We start from the raw sequence: 15,598 nt of genomic DNA, 5'->3' as shown, positions 1-15,598 counted from the left end.
CTATCCTGAAGCCCATGGCTATGTTGTGGCCATGGTCACGAGGCACTTCAATCTTAAGCCCATCCCCATCCTGGCTCCAGTTGAGGTCACGTTGACGACCGAGCAGATGGGCTGATTTCACCTTCTCCGCCTTTTTACCCGCAAAGCTCCGAATAGTGAGGATGGTGCCGGCATCAGGCGCTACAAGGCAAAAGGCGTAGACGGCTCCGTCACGCCCCTGCGTAAAGCGGAAATCCCGCTGGTCGAACGAGACCGCATGTTGGCGTTCGCCCAGCGCGCCCTTTCTGGAGACCTTGAGCTTGCCGTCGACAATCTCGCCTTCGCCCAAGACACGCCATGCCTTGCTGCCGTAAATCCCTTCGCCATTAAGTGCCATCCATTGCCCGATTTCACCCAGCATTCTTCGGCACTCCGGGTCCAGCGAGCCATCGGGACGGATCGGAACGCAAACGGCCGATGCGCCGTCCCGCGATGCTGTTTCCAGCACGTAGCGGATGACGGAACTGGCTTCGTAGATGAAGCCCGGACCATAGAACCAGTCGCCGACCGGAACCTCGCCGATCCAAGGTTGCTCGCGTTTGATTCCTTCAGGAAAGCCGTTCTCTTCGGTGGTGACAAGTCCCTTGGTCGGCTTCTTAAATTTGATAACGCTGAACGTATCGACCGATTTTCGCCGGGCGGCGGTTCGATTGTAATAATGGGCTATAACGCGACTCGCCGCATTGTTCTTGGCCCCCGTGCCGCTCTTTTCACCGGTGAAAGGATTTTGGGAATCGCCGTCGGTGTAGATGAAGTCAGGATCGTAATTCTCGATGACGTCCATCATCCGGTAGGCCCACCAGGTGGCATACCATTCCGCATATTTTTGGTGATTTTGGAATATTCCGCCAGCAGGCGCCCATCGCGTGTCCAAACCCCGATATTCGCGAAGGTTCACGGTATAGAGCATCCGGGGATCGAGGCCATCCCACCATTTACCCTTGCCATCGGCGGCGGTCAGATGCCCGTCATACGGAATGCCCGCTTTTGGCCCGGTCTTGTCGGCGCCAAAAGCGGTCTGCCACCACCACCAGGTATATTCATGGTGGAAGGTGACGCCATATTTCATGCCTGCCCGGCGCGCCGCTTTCGTCCATTCACCAAGCAGATCGCGTTTCGGACCGACATTCACGGAATTCCATTTCTGATATTTGGAATTCCAGTTGTCATAATTGTCGTGATGCACGCCCTGGATCAGCAGAAACTTGGCGCCGGCCTTCTCGTAAAGGTCGACAAGCGCATCGGGGTGGAGGTTGATGGGATTCCAGTCCTTGAGGACGTCCTTGTAGCCTACTTCGCTTTGATGGCCGAAATTCTTGATATGGCTTTCGTAAGCTTTATTGCCCCAGCGACCGGATGGATCATACATATATTTCGCGTACCAATCCCCTGAATTTCCGGCGGCTTGTGGCCCGAAATGCACCCAGATGCCGAATTTCGCTTCCCTCAGCCAGTTTGTGCCATTGTCAGGATAGGCCTTTTCAATGTCAGCCCAGTCCGGGCCGAATGGTCCGTCTGCGATGGGAAAGGATAATTTAGTTTCGGTCCATCCGGTTGGATCGGCCATGTCGACGGACTCTTCTGGGCGAAGTGGATCGAGTTCGGGCATAGGTGGCAATTCAGGCAGCTGGAACGTCGTCCCAGCTATGGCTGGAATATTGTTCAGCATACCATCCAGTGTAATCGCCAATGCGCTCGCGCCAGCCAGGAGTTGTCTTCTAGAGATATCTGTCACGGAACCTTCACCTATCAAGTAAATTGGCAAATTTTGTCGCGATGGGAAATAGTATCGACCTCGATCCGGAAGTGCGCGGACGCTATGCGCTGAGCTTGTCCCCCGAAAGGATGATTGCCGCGCCAATGCTGTTACGGGCAGCTTGCGGCAGCGTGACCTCCAGCGCGCTTGACGTCCGCTTGAACGCCGCCGGTTCGCTACTGCCAGGTAACGTCACGCGCCTCCCCTTTCCATTTATTCTGTATCTCCATGAAGCCGACCTCCGAGGGATGGCCATAATGCTTCACATAATGCCTGTTGGCGCGCGACCCCTGCAGATACATGTTGCGCGCATATCAGTCGCCTGCCTCCGGCACGCATTGCGCGCTCCAGTGCGCCTACATACCGAACTTAGCATCGCGGAAACAGCCGGGCGTGCTGTAACCGGCAGTCAGCGATGTCCTGTCAGGCGTAAAACTGGCCGGTTTGGGCACTTTGATCGAGCGACCTGTACCGGGCAATGTCGGCAGCGTGGCAGCGGTCGCATTGGCTGCTACACCGGCTACCGCTGCTGCGGCAGCACCACCCTTGATCAGCTCGCGCCTCGTCGTGGTCATCGGATCACCCTCAAATTTCTTGCCAAGGGATATTGCTGCGGCAGCCCTTGGCATAAATCCCACTAAAGAATGTTTGATTCATATATGAAACTTGATGTATGCGCCAGCTCATAATGATGTCAGGAGAGTATGCATGCCAGAGGGCAATCTTTCGAAGATATCGATGGTGACGGATACAGTCGGCGAATCTGAATTGGCTATCGGATCGCGTAATGAAAAAGCCAACGGCCTCGTGAAGCGCTATTACCGGCCCGAACTGGATGTCCTGCGCTTCTTTGCTTTCCTGTTCGTGTTCATCACGCACCGCAATGATTTGGCGCCGATCGATCCGGTGGCACATCCATGGTATCACGCCTTTACGATGACTGGCGTGTATGGCGTGCCACTGTTCTTCCTGCTCAGCGCCTTCCTGATTACCGAATTGCTGGAACGGGAGCGGGAAAAAACGGGAAGGATCAACGTCCGTGCTTTCTACATCAGACGCATCCTTCGTATCTGGCCGCTATATTTCCTGATTTTCTTCGGCCTGGCATTCCTCAACCAGTTCCTGCCGGGCGCCGGAGCGGTCACATCCGGCAAATGGCTGTCATTCATGCTGTTCGCAGGCAATTGGTACATCACCTTCAACGGGTGGATCGAATATCCGGTCAATCCGATGTGGAGCCTGTCGGTTGAAGAGCAATTCTACATCGCTATCCCGTTCCTCGCGATGCTCGGGCGCCGTGCCATTATGGGCGTGAACATCGCCGTGCTGGCCGTAGCCTATGCCGTTATCGTCTATTATGCCCAAGGCTTTCCTCCAAAGCCGCAATTTAGCGGTCAATGGACCAACAGCTTCGTCCAGTTCCAGTTCTTTGCCGGGGGCATGTTGCTGGCGCTATTCCTGCGCGGGCGACGGCCTGACTGGCATATCACCATCCGCGTCGGCCTGTTTGCGTTGGCGGTCATTTCGTGGATCGTCGCTTTCAAGGCCTTCGGCATCAAGGCCGACTTTCCACATTCCTCGGTCGCGCACAGTCTGGCGGGATGGCCGCTCGTTCTGATCGGTGCGGTGCTGATGCTGGTCAGCCTGTTGGGAACGCCCGAACGCTACCTGCCTCGCCCGCTCGTCTATTTGGGGCGGATTTCCTATGGCATGTATCTGATCCACATATTCTTCTTCTGGATAGTATATGACAAGATCCGACCATGGCTCACCCGGATGACGCAGGATGCCGGCGTCGGGGACTGGCGCGACAATATCGGCATGGTGCTTGCCTTCGCGGCGACAGTAAGCATTGCATCCTTGCTCTACCGCTATTTCGAAACACCCTTTTTGAAGTGGAAACGACGCTTCACGACGATCCCATCGCGAGACTGATTTGCCTTTGGGCTTGCCACGGTTTTGCGCAGGCCACCAGCTTTCCGTGTCACTGCGGCCTCGCCAGCGAACTAGCTGACGCCACGGCCATATCCATGGCAGCGAACTGCGGCAGCTCAAACGGCAGTGAAGAGCGATTTAGCGGTTGCGAAATCCTGTATATAAAACTAACTTCCATATGTGAGATATTTGAATTCTGGGTTCGGGAGGGGCCATGGGCCGGATTAACAATTGGGTTAGATCCCAAGGGTGGAACAGGTGATGAGGCTTCACGGCAAACGGGCGCTGGTTACAGCCGCCGGGCAGGGTATTGGCCGCGCAATCGCGGGCGCCTTTATCGAGGCGGGAGCGATTGTGTATGCGCTTGATCGTGACGCGCGCCTTATCCAGAATCTCGATAATCCGATTACGCTGGACTTGATGGACGGTGCGGCGATCGACGGTCTCCCGGCGCGGACCGGGCCTGTCGATATATTGATAAACGCCGCCGGTATTGTGCATGCAGGCACGATATTGGATTGTGCCACCGAAGAATGGGACGCGGCGTTCGCACTGAACGTGACCGCCATGTATCGATCGATGCGGGCTTATCTTCCCGGCATGATCGCGCAGAAATCCGGGTCCATCGTCAATGTGGCGTCTGTCGCCTCATCGATCATCGGGGTGCGCAATCGCTTCGCTTACGGCGCGTCGAAAGCTGCGGTCATCGGCATGACCAAGGCCGTCGCGGCGGACCATGTGCGCGATGGCGTTCGTTGCAACGCGATCTGTCCGGGCACGGTCGAATCTCCGTCCCTGCTCCAGCGCATGGAAGAACAATCGGCCAGAACGGGCGACACTTTTGACGATACATATCGGGCTTTCGCCGATCGCCAGCCCATGGGGCGGCTGGGCAAGCCCGCCGAAATTGCGTCCATGGCCTTGCATCTGGCTTCGGATGAAAGCGCCTTCACGACCGGCATGGTCGCGGTGGTCGATGGGGGATGGACGGTAGAATGACCTGCATTACGGGCCTGCGCACGGCCGATATCCGTTTCCCGACCAGCCAGTCTCTGGACGGCTCCGACGCGATGAATCCGGACCCCGACTATTCGGCCGCCTATGTGATTCTGGAAACGGATCGGGCGGGACTCGAAGGCCATGGGCTGACCTTCACCATAGGGCGCGGCAACGAGATATGCGTCGCCGCGATCGAGGCTGCGCGGCATCTGGTCGTGGGACTCGATCTGGCCTGGATACAGGCCGATCCCGGCCGCTTCTGGCGCCATTTGACCGGGGACAGCCAGTTGCGCTGGATCGGCCCGGACAAGGGCGCGATGCATCTGGCCGTAGGCGCCATCGTCAACGCCGTCTGGGATCTCTGGGCCAAGGAGGCGGGCAAGCCGCTCTGGCGCCTGATCGCGGACATGACGCCGGAAGAATTGGTCCGCATCATCGATTTTCGCTATCTGACGGATTGCATAACGCCCGACGAGGCGTTGGCGATGCTGAGGGAAAAGGCAGCGGGCAAAGAGGAGCGCATCGCCACGCTCGTGGCCGAAGGCTATCCCTGTTACACGACCTCGGCGGGCTGGCTGGGCTATTCCGACGACAAGCTTCGCCGTCTGGCGAAGGAAGCGGTAGATAACGGCTTTCGCCATGTGAAGCTGAAGGTCGGTCGCGATCTGCAGGATGATATTCGCAGGCTCCGCATCGCTCGCGAGGCGGTCGGTCCCGACGTGCATCTGATGATCGACGCCAATCAGATGTGGGAGGTGAGCGAGGCGATCGAATGGGTTAACGCCCTTGCCTTTGCCAAACCCTGGTTCATTGAGGAACCGACAAGCCCGGACGATGTGCTGGGTCATCTCGCCATTCGTCGCAGTATCGGCGACATCCAGGTCGCCACCGGGGAGATGTGCCAGAACCGTATTCTCTTCAAACAGTTCATCATGACGGGCGCGATCGACGTCGTTCAGATCGACAGTTGCCGCATAGGCGGACTGAACGAAATTCTGGCGGTGCTGTTGATGGCGGCCAAATATGATCTGCCGGTGTGTCCCCATGCCGGTGGCGTGGGTCTGTGCGAATATGTGCAGCATATCTCGATGATCGACTACATCGCCGTCTCCGGCACGCGGCAGGGACGGGTGATCGAATATGTCGATCACCTGCATGAGCATTTCGTCGATCCCTGCATCATTCGTGACGCGGCCTATATGCCGCCGACGCAGCCCGGCTTTTCCATTGAGATGAAAGCGGAATCGATCGAGCGCTACCGGTTCCAGCCGACGGAGATAATGGCATGAAGCTTGGCCTAGAAAACAAGGTTGTCATCGTGACGGGCGGCGGCGCGGGCATCGGCGGCGCGATTTCGACGGTGCTGGCCGAAGAGGGCGCGATCCCGGCCATCGTCAGCCGCAGCCCGTTGCTGCCGGACTATGAAGAAGCGATCAGGCGGCTTCAGCCCAAAACGCTGTTCGTACAGGCCGACCTGTCCGAAGATGGCGCCGCCGGGGTTGCCGTCGCCCAAGTGCAGGACGCCTTTGGCAGCGTTTACGGACTGGTCAACAATGCCGGTGTCAACGACGGCGTCGGGCTGGAGGCTGGACCCGATGCCTTTACGGCGTCGCTACGGTCCAATCTCGACCATTATTATGCGATGGCGCATTATGCGCTGCCATCGTTGAAGGCCGCCCGTGGCGCGATCGTCAACATTTCGTCAAAGACGGCGCTTACCGGGCAGGGCCGCACGAGCGGTTATGTGGCCGCCAAGGCTGCGCAACTGGGCCTGACCCGCGAATGGGCCGCGTCCCTGGCGAAGGACGGCGTGCGGGTGAACGCCGTCCTGCCGGCGGAGGTCATGACGCCGCTTTACGAGCGATGGATAGCCGGCTTCGACGAGCCGGAGGCCAAGCTGGCGGAAATTTCGTCACGCATCCCGCTGGGCCGTCGCATGACGACGGATCGGGAGATCGCGGACACGGTCGTTTTCCTGCTGTCCGAACGCGCTTCCCATACGACAGGGCAATGGATCGTGCCTGATGGCGGATATACGCATCTGGATCGGGCCTTGTAAAAAATAGAGTAAGAAAACAGAAAAATCGGGATTGGAGGATGCGAAGGTGGACATGTTGGGCAGTGAAGGCTCCAGTCTCGACCGGGGACGCGATAGAGGCGGATCGCAATATCGAATAGCGATAGGGATAACGGTTTGCCTCTTCTTCCTGTGGGGCATGGCCAATAATCTCAACGACATATTGATTGCCCATTTCAAGAAGGCTTTCGTTCTTACTGATTTCGAAACCAGCTTCGTCCAGCAGGTTTTCTATTTCGGCTATTTCATCTTCGCCATTCCTGCGTCGCTGACGATGACGGCGCGTGGATACAAGGTCGCCATCGTGACCGGTCTGCTGCTCTATGGCTGCGGCGCGCTGCTGTTTTATCCGGCCGCGACGCTCGGACAATATCCGATTTTCCTTTTCGCGCTGTTCGTGATCGCCGCAGGCCTCGCCTTTCTAGAAACGTCCGCGAATCCGCTGATGACCGAACTGGGGTCGGCTGAAGGCGCCACACGGCGCCTGAACTGGGCGCAGGCGGCCAATCCGCTCGGCGCGATCGCCGGTATTTTGATCGGGCGGAACTTCATCCTGTCCGGCATCGCGCATGACGAGAAGATTCTGGCCGCGATGACGTCCGCCGATCGGCTGGCCTATTATCGCAGCGAGATTCAGGCCGTGCAGACGCCTTATGTGGCGATCGGGATCGTGGTCCTCGCCTTCGCGGTGGTCGCGGCGCTGGTGCGCTTTCCCGGCTGTTCCACGCGCCGGGACGATGCGGGGCAAGATCATGTGCGATTTGCGTCCCTGCTGGGCCATCCCCGGTTGTTGGCGGCGGTCGTGGCGCAGTTCTTCTATGTCGGGGCGCAGGTCGGCATCTGGAGCTTCACCATCCGTTATGCGCAGGCGAACGTCGCGGGCATGAGCGAACGCGCCGCCGCGGATATGCTTTTCGTGTCCCTGATCCTGTTCGCGGCGGGCCGCTTTGTCGGTTCGGCTCTCATGACGCGGGTCAAACCGACGCTGCTGCTGGCGTGCTTCGCCGCCTGCTCGATCGCTCTGGCGCTGGTCGCGACGTTCGTGGGCGGCCACATCGGCCTCGGCGCGCTGGTTGCGATCAGCTTCTTCATGTCGATCCAGTTTCCGTCCATATTCGCCCTTGGCGTGGAAGGCCTTGGTCCGCTGCGCCGCGCGGGCGCATCCCTTATCGTGATGGCCATCATCGGCGGCGCGATCCTTACCGGTGCGATGGGCTATATATCCGATCTGACCAGCATAAGCGGGGCGATGATCGTTCCGTCATTCTGCTTCGTGGCGGTCCTGCTTTTCGCGCGTTTCGTCCATCAAAGGAGTGTCACGTCGTGATGAATGTCGTGCTGTGCCCCATGCCGGGGAAGCTGGAACTGACCACCCGGCCAAAGCCTGTCCCCGCCGACGGTGAGGTTCTGGTCCGTATAAGGCGCGTCGGCATATGCGGGACCGACTATCATATTTTCAGGGGTACGCAGCCGTTCCTGAACTATCCCCGGGTTTTCGGCCATGAACTGGCGGGTGAGGTGGTGGAGGGCGATAAGGCTGGCCGGTTCGAGCCGGGTAGCACCGTCTGCATCATGCCCTATCTGTCCTGCGGCCAATGCGTCGCCTGTCGCAGAGGCAAGACCAATTGCTGCCGGAATATCGAAGTGCTTGGCGTGCATCGGGACGGGGGACTGGCCGAATATCTGGCGATCGACCCTCGCTTCTTGCTGGATGCGCGCGGCCTGTCGCTCGATCAGGCGGCGATGGTGGAATTTCTCGCCATTGGACGGCACGCGGTCGTGCGTGGCGATGTGGGGAAGGGGCAACGCATTCTGGTCGTGGGGTCCGGTCCCATCGGGATGGCGGTCACGCTGTTCGCATCGCAAGCGGGCGGCAAGGTTACGGTGCTGGACGGCAATAGCGGCAGGACGGCGCTGTGTGTCGCCAGCCTCGGTGCGACCCATGCCATCGCACCCGATGAAGGGGCTGCGGCCCGATTGGCAGAGCTGACGGACGGGGATTATTTCGACGTGGTGTTCGACGCCACTGGAAGCGCGGCGGCGATGGCGACGGGCTTTCGATATGTGGCCCATGGCGGCGCCTATGTCCTCGTTTCGGTCGTGCAGGGCGATATCACCTTTAACGACCCGGAATTTCACAAGCGGGAAACCAGCCTGTACGGAAGCCGCAACGCCACGCTGGATGATTTCGCGGCGGTGATCGATGCGATCCGGGAGGCGTGCGTGCCGACGGACGTGCTGCACACCCACAGCGCCCCGCTGGCAACCTTGCCCGACGTGCTGCCCGAATGGATGAAGCCGGAAGCGGGCGTCATGAAAGCGATTGTCGAGCTGTGATGCGGATCGACGCGCATCAGCATTATTGGCGCATCGGCCAGAATGGCCACAACTGGCCCACGCCTGATCTTGCCGGGATATACCGGGACTTCCTGCCGGCCGATCTGGCGCCCTGTCTGGACGGCGCGGATGTTCAGGGGACGGTGCTGGTCCAGTCACAGCCGGACGATGCCGATACCGACTGGCTGCTGGATCTGGCGGCCCGAACGCCGACGGTGGCGGCGGTCGTCGGCTGGGTCGAACTGACCGACCCGGACGCTCCGGCGCGGGTTCGCCAACTGGCGGCTCATCCCAAGCTTCGCGGCCTCAGACCGATGCTGCAACCATTGGCTGTTGAACCGGGCTTTGGAACCGGCCATAGCGGCGATGGAGGATTGCGGCCTGATGTTCGACGCGCTGGTCAGGGCGCATCAGTTGCCAGTGCTCGCCGATTTCGCGCGGCGTCATCCCAGCCTGCAGATCGTCATCAATCATGCTGCAAAGCCGGACATCATGGCCGGTGAGATAGAGAAGTGGAGCGCGGACCTTGCTATATTGTCCGCCATGCCGAATATCTGCTGCAAACTGTCCGGCCTGGTGACGGAAGCGAGCGCACATTGGACCATCGAAGATATCGCGCCCTATATATCCCATGTGCTGACGTCGTTCGGGCCGGACCGGGTGATCTGGGGCAGCGACTGGCCCGTGATGCTATTGCACGCCGATTATGCGGGCTGGATGCAGGCGGCTGAACAACTGCTTGCGCAACTCGATGCAAGGGAGCGGGCAGGCATCTTCGGGCTGAATGCGGCGCGCGTCTACCGCATCAATCAAGGTCGTAACATTTCATCGGAGGCGATATGAAGCAGGTGCTGTTGCTCGACTTGAAAGACGATGCCGAGGCGATAGCGCTTTATCGGTCCTGGCACAAACCCGGCTGCCCGCCGGAACCGGTCATCCGCTCCATCCGCGAAGCCGATGTAACAGAGATGGAAATCTGGCAGGTCGGTGATCGGCTGGTCATGCTGATGGACGTGGGCGAGAATTTCGATCCCGCATCCAAGGCCGATCGGGACGCGACCGACCCCGAGATCGTCGCGTGGGAAGAGCGCATGGACGTCTTCCAGAAGAGATTGCCGTTCGCCAAGCCCGGCGAAAAATGGGTGGCGGCGGAACGCATATTCCGGCTGTCGGATCAGCCCTGACCGCAGTTTGAGATTGCCCGGTCACCGCGCCCAATTCGGCGCGGTGACCGGAAACGTCAGAGGCTGCCATCCGTCAGGCCGGGGCCATTCACCGTCAAGGCAACGCCCACCGCATTACGGCGAGCGGCAGGCAGCGTCACCTCCAGCGCCTCTTCGGTGCGCCGGAAGGTGAGCGGCGCATTATCCCCGGCAAGCGTTACGCGCTGCACGTCGCCCCGGCCTACCGGCGTCCCGGTTCCCAGCAGACGCAGGCGAGCGATGCCGTCTTCGGGCCATCCTAGCACCAGCGCCTGCACCGCCGATCCCTTCCGGACATAGCGGATGTCTTGCGCCGTGAAGAGGGACTTGGGACCGCCCTCCGCGAACATGCCGGATGCCGGTTTGGTCGGCCCCTCGCCATGCAGCCGCCAGGGGCGCGACCCATATATGGCGCTGCCATATTGCTGCATCCAGGCGGCGATTTCCTCGACGATGCGCTCTTCCTTCTCGTCGATCGTGCCGTCACCCCGCATCGGAATGCTGAGAAGGAGGTTGCCATTTTTCGAAACCACGTCGCACAGCGTGTGGACCACCGTCGCCGCGCTCTTATACCCGTCACGCTTGTAGAGATTGCGGTCATAATGCCAGTTGCCGATGCAGGTGTCGGTTTGCCAAGGATAGGTATCGATGTAGGATTTTCCACCCCGCTCGACATCCTCGACCAGACCCATTCTCTTTTCGACAGGGACCATTTTGACGTTGAGCACGGCTTCCAGATTGCCACCATTCAGCCTGATGCTCTCATTATAATAGCGTGCGGCGACATCAAGGCCGACCTGTGCGAACGGCAGGTCGAAATTATCGAAATAAAGAAGATCGGGCCGATATTTGTCGATCAGTTCATTCGTCCTCGCCGCCCAGTTCGCGACGAAGGCCGCACGCGCGGCGGGTGCCCATTCGGACCAGACACGATCCGTGCGCTCATGCACCGCATTGGCTTCGGCGATGGACTGGATTCCGTCGGGCAGGGGCATCAGGCTGCCGGTGTAAAGCGTTTGGGGATCCAGCCCTTCCCACCAGGTACCGCGTCCGTCCGCGGTGCGCAGTCGATGGGCGTCGTATCGCACGTTGCGCATCGGACCTTCTGGATCATAGCCATAAGCGGTCTGATACCAGTGCCAGGCATGGGCGCTGTGGTTGGACACGCCAAAGCGCAGTCCCCGATCGCGCGCAACCTTTGCCCAGATGCCGACAATATCCTTTTTAGGCCCAATTCGCGTCGTATTCCAGGGATGATGACTGGATGCATAGGTATCGACATTGTCATGATGGTTCGCCAGCGCGACGAAATATTTGGCCCCAGCCTTCACATACAGGTCGGCAAGGCGTTCGGGGTTCCAGTTCTCGCCCTTCCACTGTCCGATGATGTCGAGAAACCCGGTCTTGCTGGGGTGGCCATATTTCGCGACATGCGCCTTGTTGATGCGGCTGCCCTGAATATACATTTCACGGGCGTACCAATCGCCCTCCTCCGGTACGCATTGGGCGCTCCAGTGCGCCCACAGACCGAATTTGGCGTCACGAAACCATTCTGGCGCGCGATAGCCGCTGGTAAGGGACGCCCAATCGCCCGTGAAAGGGCCCGTGCCGCCCGCCTTCGTCATAGCGGCCGCCGCCGGGGCGGCGGCTGTGCCTGCTAATCCCGCCAGACCCATTGCAGCCAGCGCGTTTCGACGGTCAACTTGCACCATTCCGATCCTTCCATCCAAATTCATAGCATGAGAGAGACTATACAGGCTGCGACCTGCCCGCATATACCGGCAGAGCTTGCCGGAACCTCCCCTGTCGATCCCAACGGAGGATGCGGCAGGCGAGGCGAGATCGTCAATCAGAGCTTCATGCGGACACCGCCAGTGAAGCGGCGACCGACGAACGTCTCATTGCTGATCAGCCCGAACCCATTCTGATTCTGGGTTCGCTCGTTCAGCAGGTTGGTCACGTCGATCGAGACGGATACATTGTCGGTGATCTTGTAATCGATCGATCCGTCAAGCTGACCATAGGCTCTGGTAAAGCTGCCGTCGCCGAATGTTCCTGCGCCCGATGAATACAGGCCGCGATAGGTGTAGGAGCCACGGATACCAAGGCCCCATTTCTCGAAATAACCGCCTGCGGTGAAGTTGTTTTTCGCCACGCCGTCGAGCAGGACCGGAATACCCCCTTGGGTACGGGGAATGGAAGGCGCCTTGATATAGGTGTAACTACCGAAGAAGCCGAAGCCGTCCAGCGCCTGCGCCACATAGGAAAACGGCAACTGGGCCGCGACTTCAACGCCCTTGACGTCTCCATTCACCAGATTGAGCGGCTGGTTGCGGCGGAACTCCAGAGAGGTCGTTCCACCCGCCCTCAATGCCACCGTGCGGGTTTCCAGGGTCTGACCCGTCAGGATATAATCGGCCAGATGCTTGTAGAAGCCGGCGATGGAGAACATCCCGCCCTTCGGCAGATAATATTCAAACGAAAGGTCGAGTTGGTCCGACCGGAACGGCCTTAGCGAAGGATTGCCCGAATTGATGGTGCGCACATTGGCGTCGACGCTGGTGCCCGCATTTAGGCTTGAGAGGTTGGGACGGCCTATGACCCGCGCGGCGGCGAAGCGGACCAGCAGTTCGTCGGTAATATTGTACCGAAGATTCAGGCTGGGCAGGAAGTCGTCATATTTGGCCTTGACCGCCGTCGCTTCTGCGGTTGGAATTGTGGTGGTGACATTGTCCACTTCGACGATCAGACCGTCCAGATTAGGGATCAGGCCGATGGAATTTGTCCGCGTCTGGACATAGCGCAGGCCGATATTGCCGGCAAATCGGTCATCAGTCGTGCCAAAGTCGACCCGCCCGTAAAAGGCGAAAGTCTTTTCCGCGATGTTGAAGCCCGACCCCGGCTGCCTTGTAATGACCTGATTGTCGAAATAGGCGGATCGCGGAATGATCGCGTCGAACTTGTCGAGGTCGATGACCAGCAATTGGGGCGCGTTGGTTAACGCGTCGAAGTCGCCGAGCGTGAGGAAATTGGCGGCCGAAATGCCGCCGCTCCCCTCAATGCCCGGCGTCACGGTCAGTCGACCGTTCGAAAGCGCCGCAAGGCCGCTCGCGGACAGAACGCCGCGTGCAGTCGTATTCCTGAAGTGACGATCGCTGTAAAAGCCGCCCAGTTTGACCGCCTGCAAGAAACCGTCGCCCAGCTTGTAGGTGGCGTCGATCCGACCTTCATAATTGCGATCGACGCCGACATCTTCGGCGAGATCCTCATTTGTCAGATAGAAGTTCTGGGGGTCGAGTTGATTGTAACCTCGGTTGAACGTGATTTGCGGCAAGGTGCCGATTCCATCCGGGAAGGATAGCAGCGCGGATGCACGCGCCTGACCATTAAGTCCGATGTTTCGGGTAAAATTCCTGCTCTTGAAATAGGATGCTTCGCCTTCCAGCGTGAAGTTGCCGGATGTCCATTTCGCGCCTTGAGCGAAGGACTTCACTTCGATCTTGCGACGCTCGACGCGGGCCACCGCCTGATTGCTGAGGCCGTCCACGTCCAGGCTAGTCAGGAAACCTTGCGAGCTGCTGGGCAGGAAGGCGTTATAGTCGGTGGAGATCGTGCTGCCGCGCACGCCATAGGGGCGTCCGGCGACGCCGGGCGCCAGATCGGTGAAGCGGGTCTGCGCGCGCTGCATTTCGATGTCCGTCGTCAGGCGGCTGTAAAAGAAATCACCATATATTTCGAAATCTTCCGAAGGCTTGAACTGATAGCCGAGGATGGCGGTCAGTCGATCCCTCTTCACATCGCTCCGCGTAAAATCCGAACCATGGAGGAAGCTGTAGGTGTCGTTGGAATCGCCATCGAGATTATAATCGAGCGGTGGTGATTTACCGCCGGTGATCGCCCTGCCCGTGACGGGGTTGATCAAAGGCGCTTCGCGGCTTGTTTCGGCGCCATAGGTGGTGTCGGACCGGGTGCGGTATTTACGGCGTTCGAAGGCTATGCCGGCGTTGACGCCGAAAGTGCCCGCGCTGTTCACCCAGTTGCCAAGAATCGCGGCGCGGGGTGTGAGCTTTTTGCGCTGCTGTTCATACACGCCTTCGAACGATGCGCTTACGGTCGTTTTGTCGATATCCAGCGGGCGCGCTGTGCGGATGTTGACCGTGCCTGACAGGCCGCCGTCTATCATGTCGGATGTCGGTGATTTCTGAACCTCGACTGCGCTGGTGAACAGCGATGAGAAAGCCGTGAAATCGAAGGACCGGGTTCCGCCGCTGCCGACGGTCCGGCCATTATACTGGACACGGGTAAATTCGCTGGGCAGGCCGCGGATGGAAACGCCAGAACCTTCGCCGCCGTTTCGCGTGATCTGAACGCCTGTGATGCGTTGCAGGGATTCCGCCAGATTGAGGTCGGGAAATTGTCCGATATCCTCAGCGGAGATGCCATCGCTGACGATTGCCGCATTTCGCTTGGTTTCTGCCGCCAGATCCAGCGACCGACGGAAGCCGGTGACGATGATTTCATTGGCGCCGGCGGCATCGGACGAAATGCTTTGTCCCTGCTGGGCAGGCGACTGGGCGGGCGGGGAGTCGGCGGCTTCTTGCGCGGACACGACACCGGAAAAACCCAGCAGCGCCAAGGCGGTTGTGCAGTATAGAATCGCTTTCATTCCACTCTCCCAATTTTCTTTTCTGCAACTGTGGCCGGCCGCAAACGTCCCATACGTTGCAGGCAAGGCCTGATGATCGCTGCGGTCGAAGCTCTTTGCGGCCGCAAGACTTCCGTCCGACAAAGCCGGCTTAGGTGCCCGGACGGACTGAAGATTTGCGGCCGGCTCATCGGCTTAGCTTCAAGAGGGCGGCGGGGGCGGCCTTGAGTTGCCGGCAGGCGAAACCCGCGCACTACAATGTAAAAAATGTAGGAAACTATTTTGCGTGAGTCAAAACTCATTGCTCCCCTCCTGACGATTTCCCTTCTTTCTTGGGGTAAATACGCTGAGTCCATTACTATGACAAGAGAAAGTAAATAGCATATATAAAAATATCACATGCGCACGCCGCCCAAAGTCCGCTCTGCGTGTCGGGGCGACAGGCTGACGTGCAAAAGCTCAGACTCTCAATATGCTAAGGCAGACGGCGCGTAGGCGCTCCGGGGCTTGCTCATCGGGTCGTCCGGCGCCGCCAAGCGCTTTTATGATGTGGAAACCGAGGCGCGCGCCGGGGAGGACGTCGGACAAGACGGCTGCCAGTCGATTGT

General features: G+C 59.2%; 13 protein-coding genes and 1 pseudogene. 9 read left to right on the top strand and 5 right to left on the bottom strand.

What is annotated here, in order from left to right:
• The 3 genes from DM806_RS18940 to DM806_RS18935 all read right to left on the bottom strand — a co-directional run.
• Positions 1-1,729, bottom strand: a 1,729-nt coding sequence (locus DM806_RS18940; protein ID WP_179044708.1) for an alpha-L-fucosidase, incomplete at its 3' end; no start/stop codon positions are given.
• A 127-nt stretch (positions 1,730-1,856) separates the two neighbouring features.
• Positions 1,857-1,991, bottom strand: a complete 135-nt coding sequence (locus DM806_RS27405) for a hypothetical protein (RefSeq protein WP_256869396.1) — start codon at positions 1,989-1,991, stop codon at positions 1,857-1,859.
• Between the two features lie 160 nt (positions 1,992-2,151).
• On the bottom strand, positions 2,152-2,370 hold the full coding sequence (locus DM806_RS18935) for a hypothetical protein (RefSeq protein WP_179044707.1): 219 nt from the start codon (positions 2,368-2,370) through the stop codon (positions 2,152-2,154).
• Positions 2,371-2,503: 133 nt separating this feature from the next.
• On the opposite strand from DM806_RS18935, the gene DM806_RS18930 reads away from it, so the two are divergent.
• The 9 genes and pseudogenes from DM806_RS18930 (at position 2,504) to DM806_RS18895 (ending at position 10,327) form a co-directional block, all read left to right on the top strand.
• Complete coding sequence (locus DM806_RS18930) at positions 2,504-3,730, top strand: acyltransferase family protein (RefSeq protein ID WP_179044706.1); 1,227 nt, start codon at positions 2,504-2,506, stop codon at positions 3,728-3,730.
• A gap of 261 nt (positions 3,731-3,991) precedes the next feature.
• Positions 3,992-4,729 carry an SDR family oxidoreductase gene (locus tag DM806_RS18925; RefSeq protein ID WP_179044717.1) on the top strand — a complete coding sequence of 246 codons (738 nt, stop codon included), beginning with the start codon at positions 3,992-3,994 and terminating at the stop codon, positions 4,727-4,729.
• Positions 4,726-6,018 (top strand): L-fuconate dehydratase, encoded by a 1,293-nt coding sequence (locus DM806_RS18920; RefSeq protein ID WP_179044705.1) that lies wholly within the window; start codon positions 4,726-4,728, stop codon positions 6,016-6,018. The genes DM806_RS18925 and DM806_RS18920 overlap by 4 nt, the downstream gene beginning before the upstream one ends.
• Positions 6,015-6,788 carry an SDR family oxidoreductase gene (locus DM806_RS18915; protein ID WP_179044704.1) on the top strand — a complete coding sequence of 258 codons (774 nt, stop codon included), beginning with the start codon at positions 6,015-6,017 and terminating at the stop codon, positions 6,786-6,788. Before DM806_RS18920 ends, DM806_RS18915 begins: the two co-directional genes overlap by 4 nt.
• Positions 6,789-6,840: 52 nt before the next feature.
• The gene (gene fucP, locus DM806_RS18910; protein WP_179044716.1) at positions 6,841-8,133 is read left to right on the top strand and encodes an L-fucose:H+ symporter permease; all 1,293 of its coding nucleotides are present in this window, start codon (positions 6,841-6,843) and stop codon (positions 8,131-8,133) included.
• Positions 8,133-9,143 (top strand): zinc-binding alcohol dehydrogenase family protein, encoded by a 1,011-nt coding sequence (locus tag DM806_RS18905; RefSeq protein ID WP_179044715.1) that lies wholly within the window; start codon positions 8,133-8,135, stop codon positions 9,141-9,143. The genes fucP and DM806_RS18905 overlap by 1 nt, the downstream gene beginning before the upstream one ends.
• Positions 9,095-9,409, top strand: a pseudogene (locus DM806_RS27860) (amidohydrolase family protein); the annotation flags it as partial. The gene DM806_RS18905 and the pseudogene DM806_RS27860, both read left to right, overlap by 49 nt.
• A 67-nt stretch (positions 9,410-9,476) precedes the next feature.
• The gene (locus DM806_RS27395; protein ID WP_256869394.1) at positions 9,477-9,986 is read left to right on the top strand and encodes an amidohydrolase family protein; all 510 of its coding nucleotides are present in this window, start codon (positions 9,477-9,479) and stop codon (positions 9,984-9,986) included.
• Entirely contained in the window at positions 9,983-10,327 is a 345-nt protein-coding gene (locus DM806_RS18895; RefSeq protein WP_179044703.1) for an L-rhamnose mutarotase, read from the top strand. Before DM806_RS27395 ends, DM806_RS18895 begins: the two co-directional genes overlap by 4 nt.
• 56 nt (positions 10,328-10,383) lie before the next feature.
• On the opposite strand, the gene DM806_RS18890 is transcribed toward DM806_RS18895, so the two are convergent.
• Both DM806_RS18890 and DM806_RS18885 read right to left on the bottom strand, forming a co-directional pair.
• Positions 10,384-12,057, bottom strand: coding sequence for an alpha-L-fucosidase (locus DM806_RS18890; RefSeq protein WP_179044702.1), 1,674 nt, complete (start codon positions 12,055-12,057; stop codon positions 10,384-10,386).
• A 137-nt stretch (positions 12,058-12,194) separates the two neighbouring features.
• On the bottom strand, positions 12,195-15,011 hold the full coding sequence (locus DM806_RS18885; RefSeq protein WP_179044701.1) for a TonB-dependent receptor: 2,817 nt from the start codon (positions 15,009-15,011) through the stop codon (positions 12,195-12,197).
• Between the last annotated feature and the right edge of the window lie 587 nt (positions 15,012-15,598).

Origin of the sequence: Sphingobium lactosutens, from assembly GCF_013393185.1 — a bacterium.
Taxonomy (GTDB): Bacteria; Pseudomonadota; Alphaproteobacteria; order Sphingomonadales; family Sphingomonadaceae; genus Sphingobium; species Sphingobium lactosutens_A.
The sequence above is the reverse complement of the archived record's forward strand: the minus strand, read 5'-3'. Positions and strand labels throughout refer to the sequence as shown.

What these genes read in the sequence shown, in the direction of transcription:
- DM806_RS18935 (WP_179044707.1), bottom strand. Translation starts at nt 2,370, where the DNA reads ATGACCACGACGAGGCGCGAGCTGATCAAGGGTGGTGCTGCCGCAGCA.
- DM806_RS18930 (WP_179044706.1), top strand. Translation starts at nt 2,504, where the DNA reads ATGCCAGAGGGCAATCTTTCGAAGATATCGATGGTGACGGATACAGTC.
- DM806_RS18925 (WP_179044717.1), top strand. Translation starts at nt 3,992, where the DNA reads ATGAGGCTTCACGGCAAACGGGCGCTGGTTACAGCCGCCGGGCAGGGT.
- DM806_RS18920 (WP_179044705.1), top strand. Translation starts at nt 4,726, where the DNA reads ATGACCTGCATTACGGGCCTGCGCACGGCCGATATCCGTTTCCCGACC.
- DM806_RS18915 (WP_179044704.1), top strand. Translation starts at nt 6,015, where the DNA reads ATGAAGCTTGGCCTAGAAAACAAGGTTGTCATCGTGACGGGCGGCGGC.
- fucP (WP_179044716.1), top strand. Translation starts at nt 6,841, where the DNA reads ATGTTGGGCAGTGAAGGCTCCAGTCTCGACCGGGGACGCGATAGAGGC.
- DM806_RS18905 (WP_179044715.1), top strand. Translation starts at nt 8,133, where the DNA reads ATGAATGTCGTGCTGTGCCCCATGCCGGGGAAGCTGGAACTGACCACC.
- DM806_RS18895 (WP_179044703.1), top strand. Translation starts at nt 9,983, where the DNA reads ATGAAGCAGGTGCTGTTGCTCGACTTGAAAGACGATGCCGAGGCGATA.
- DM806_RS18890 (WP_179044702.1), bottom strand. Translation starts at nt 12,057, where the DNA reads ATGGTGCAAGTTGACCGTCGAAACGCGCTGGCTGCAATGGGTCTGGCG.
- DM806_RS18885 (WP_179044701.1), bottom strand. Translation starts at nt 15,011, where the DNA reads ATGAAAGCGATTCTATACTGCACAACCGCCTTGGCGCTGCTGGGTTTT.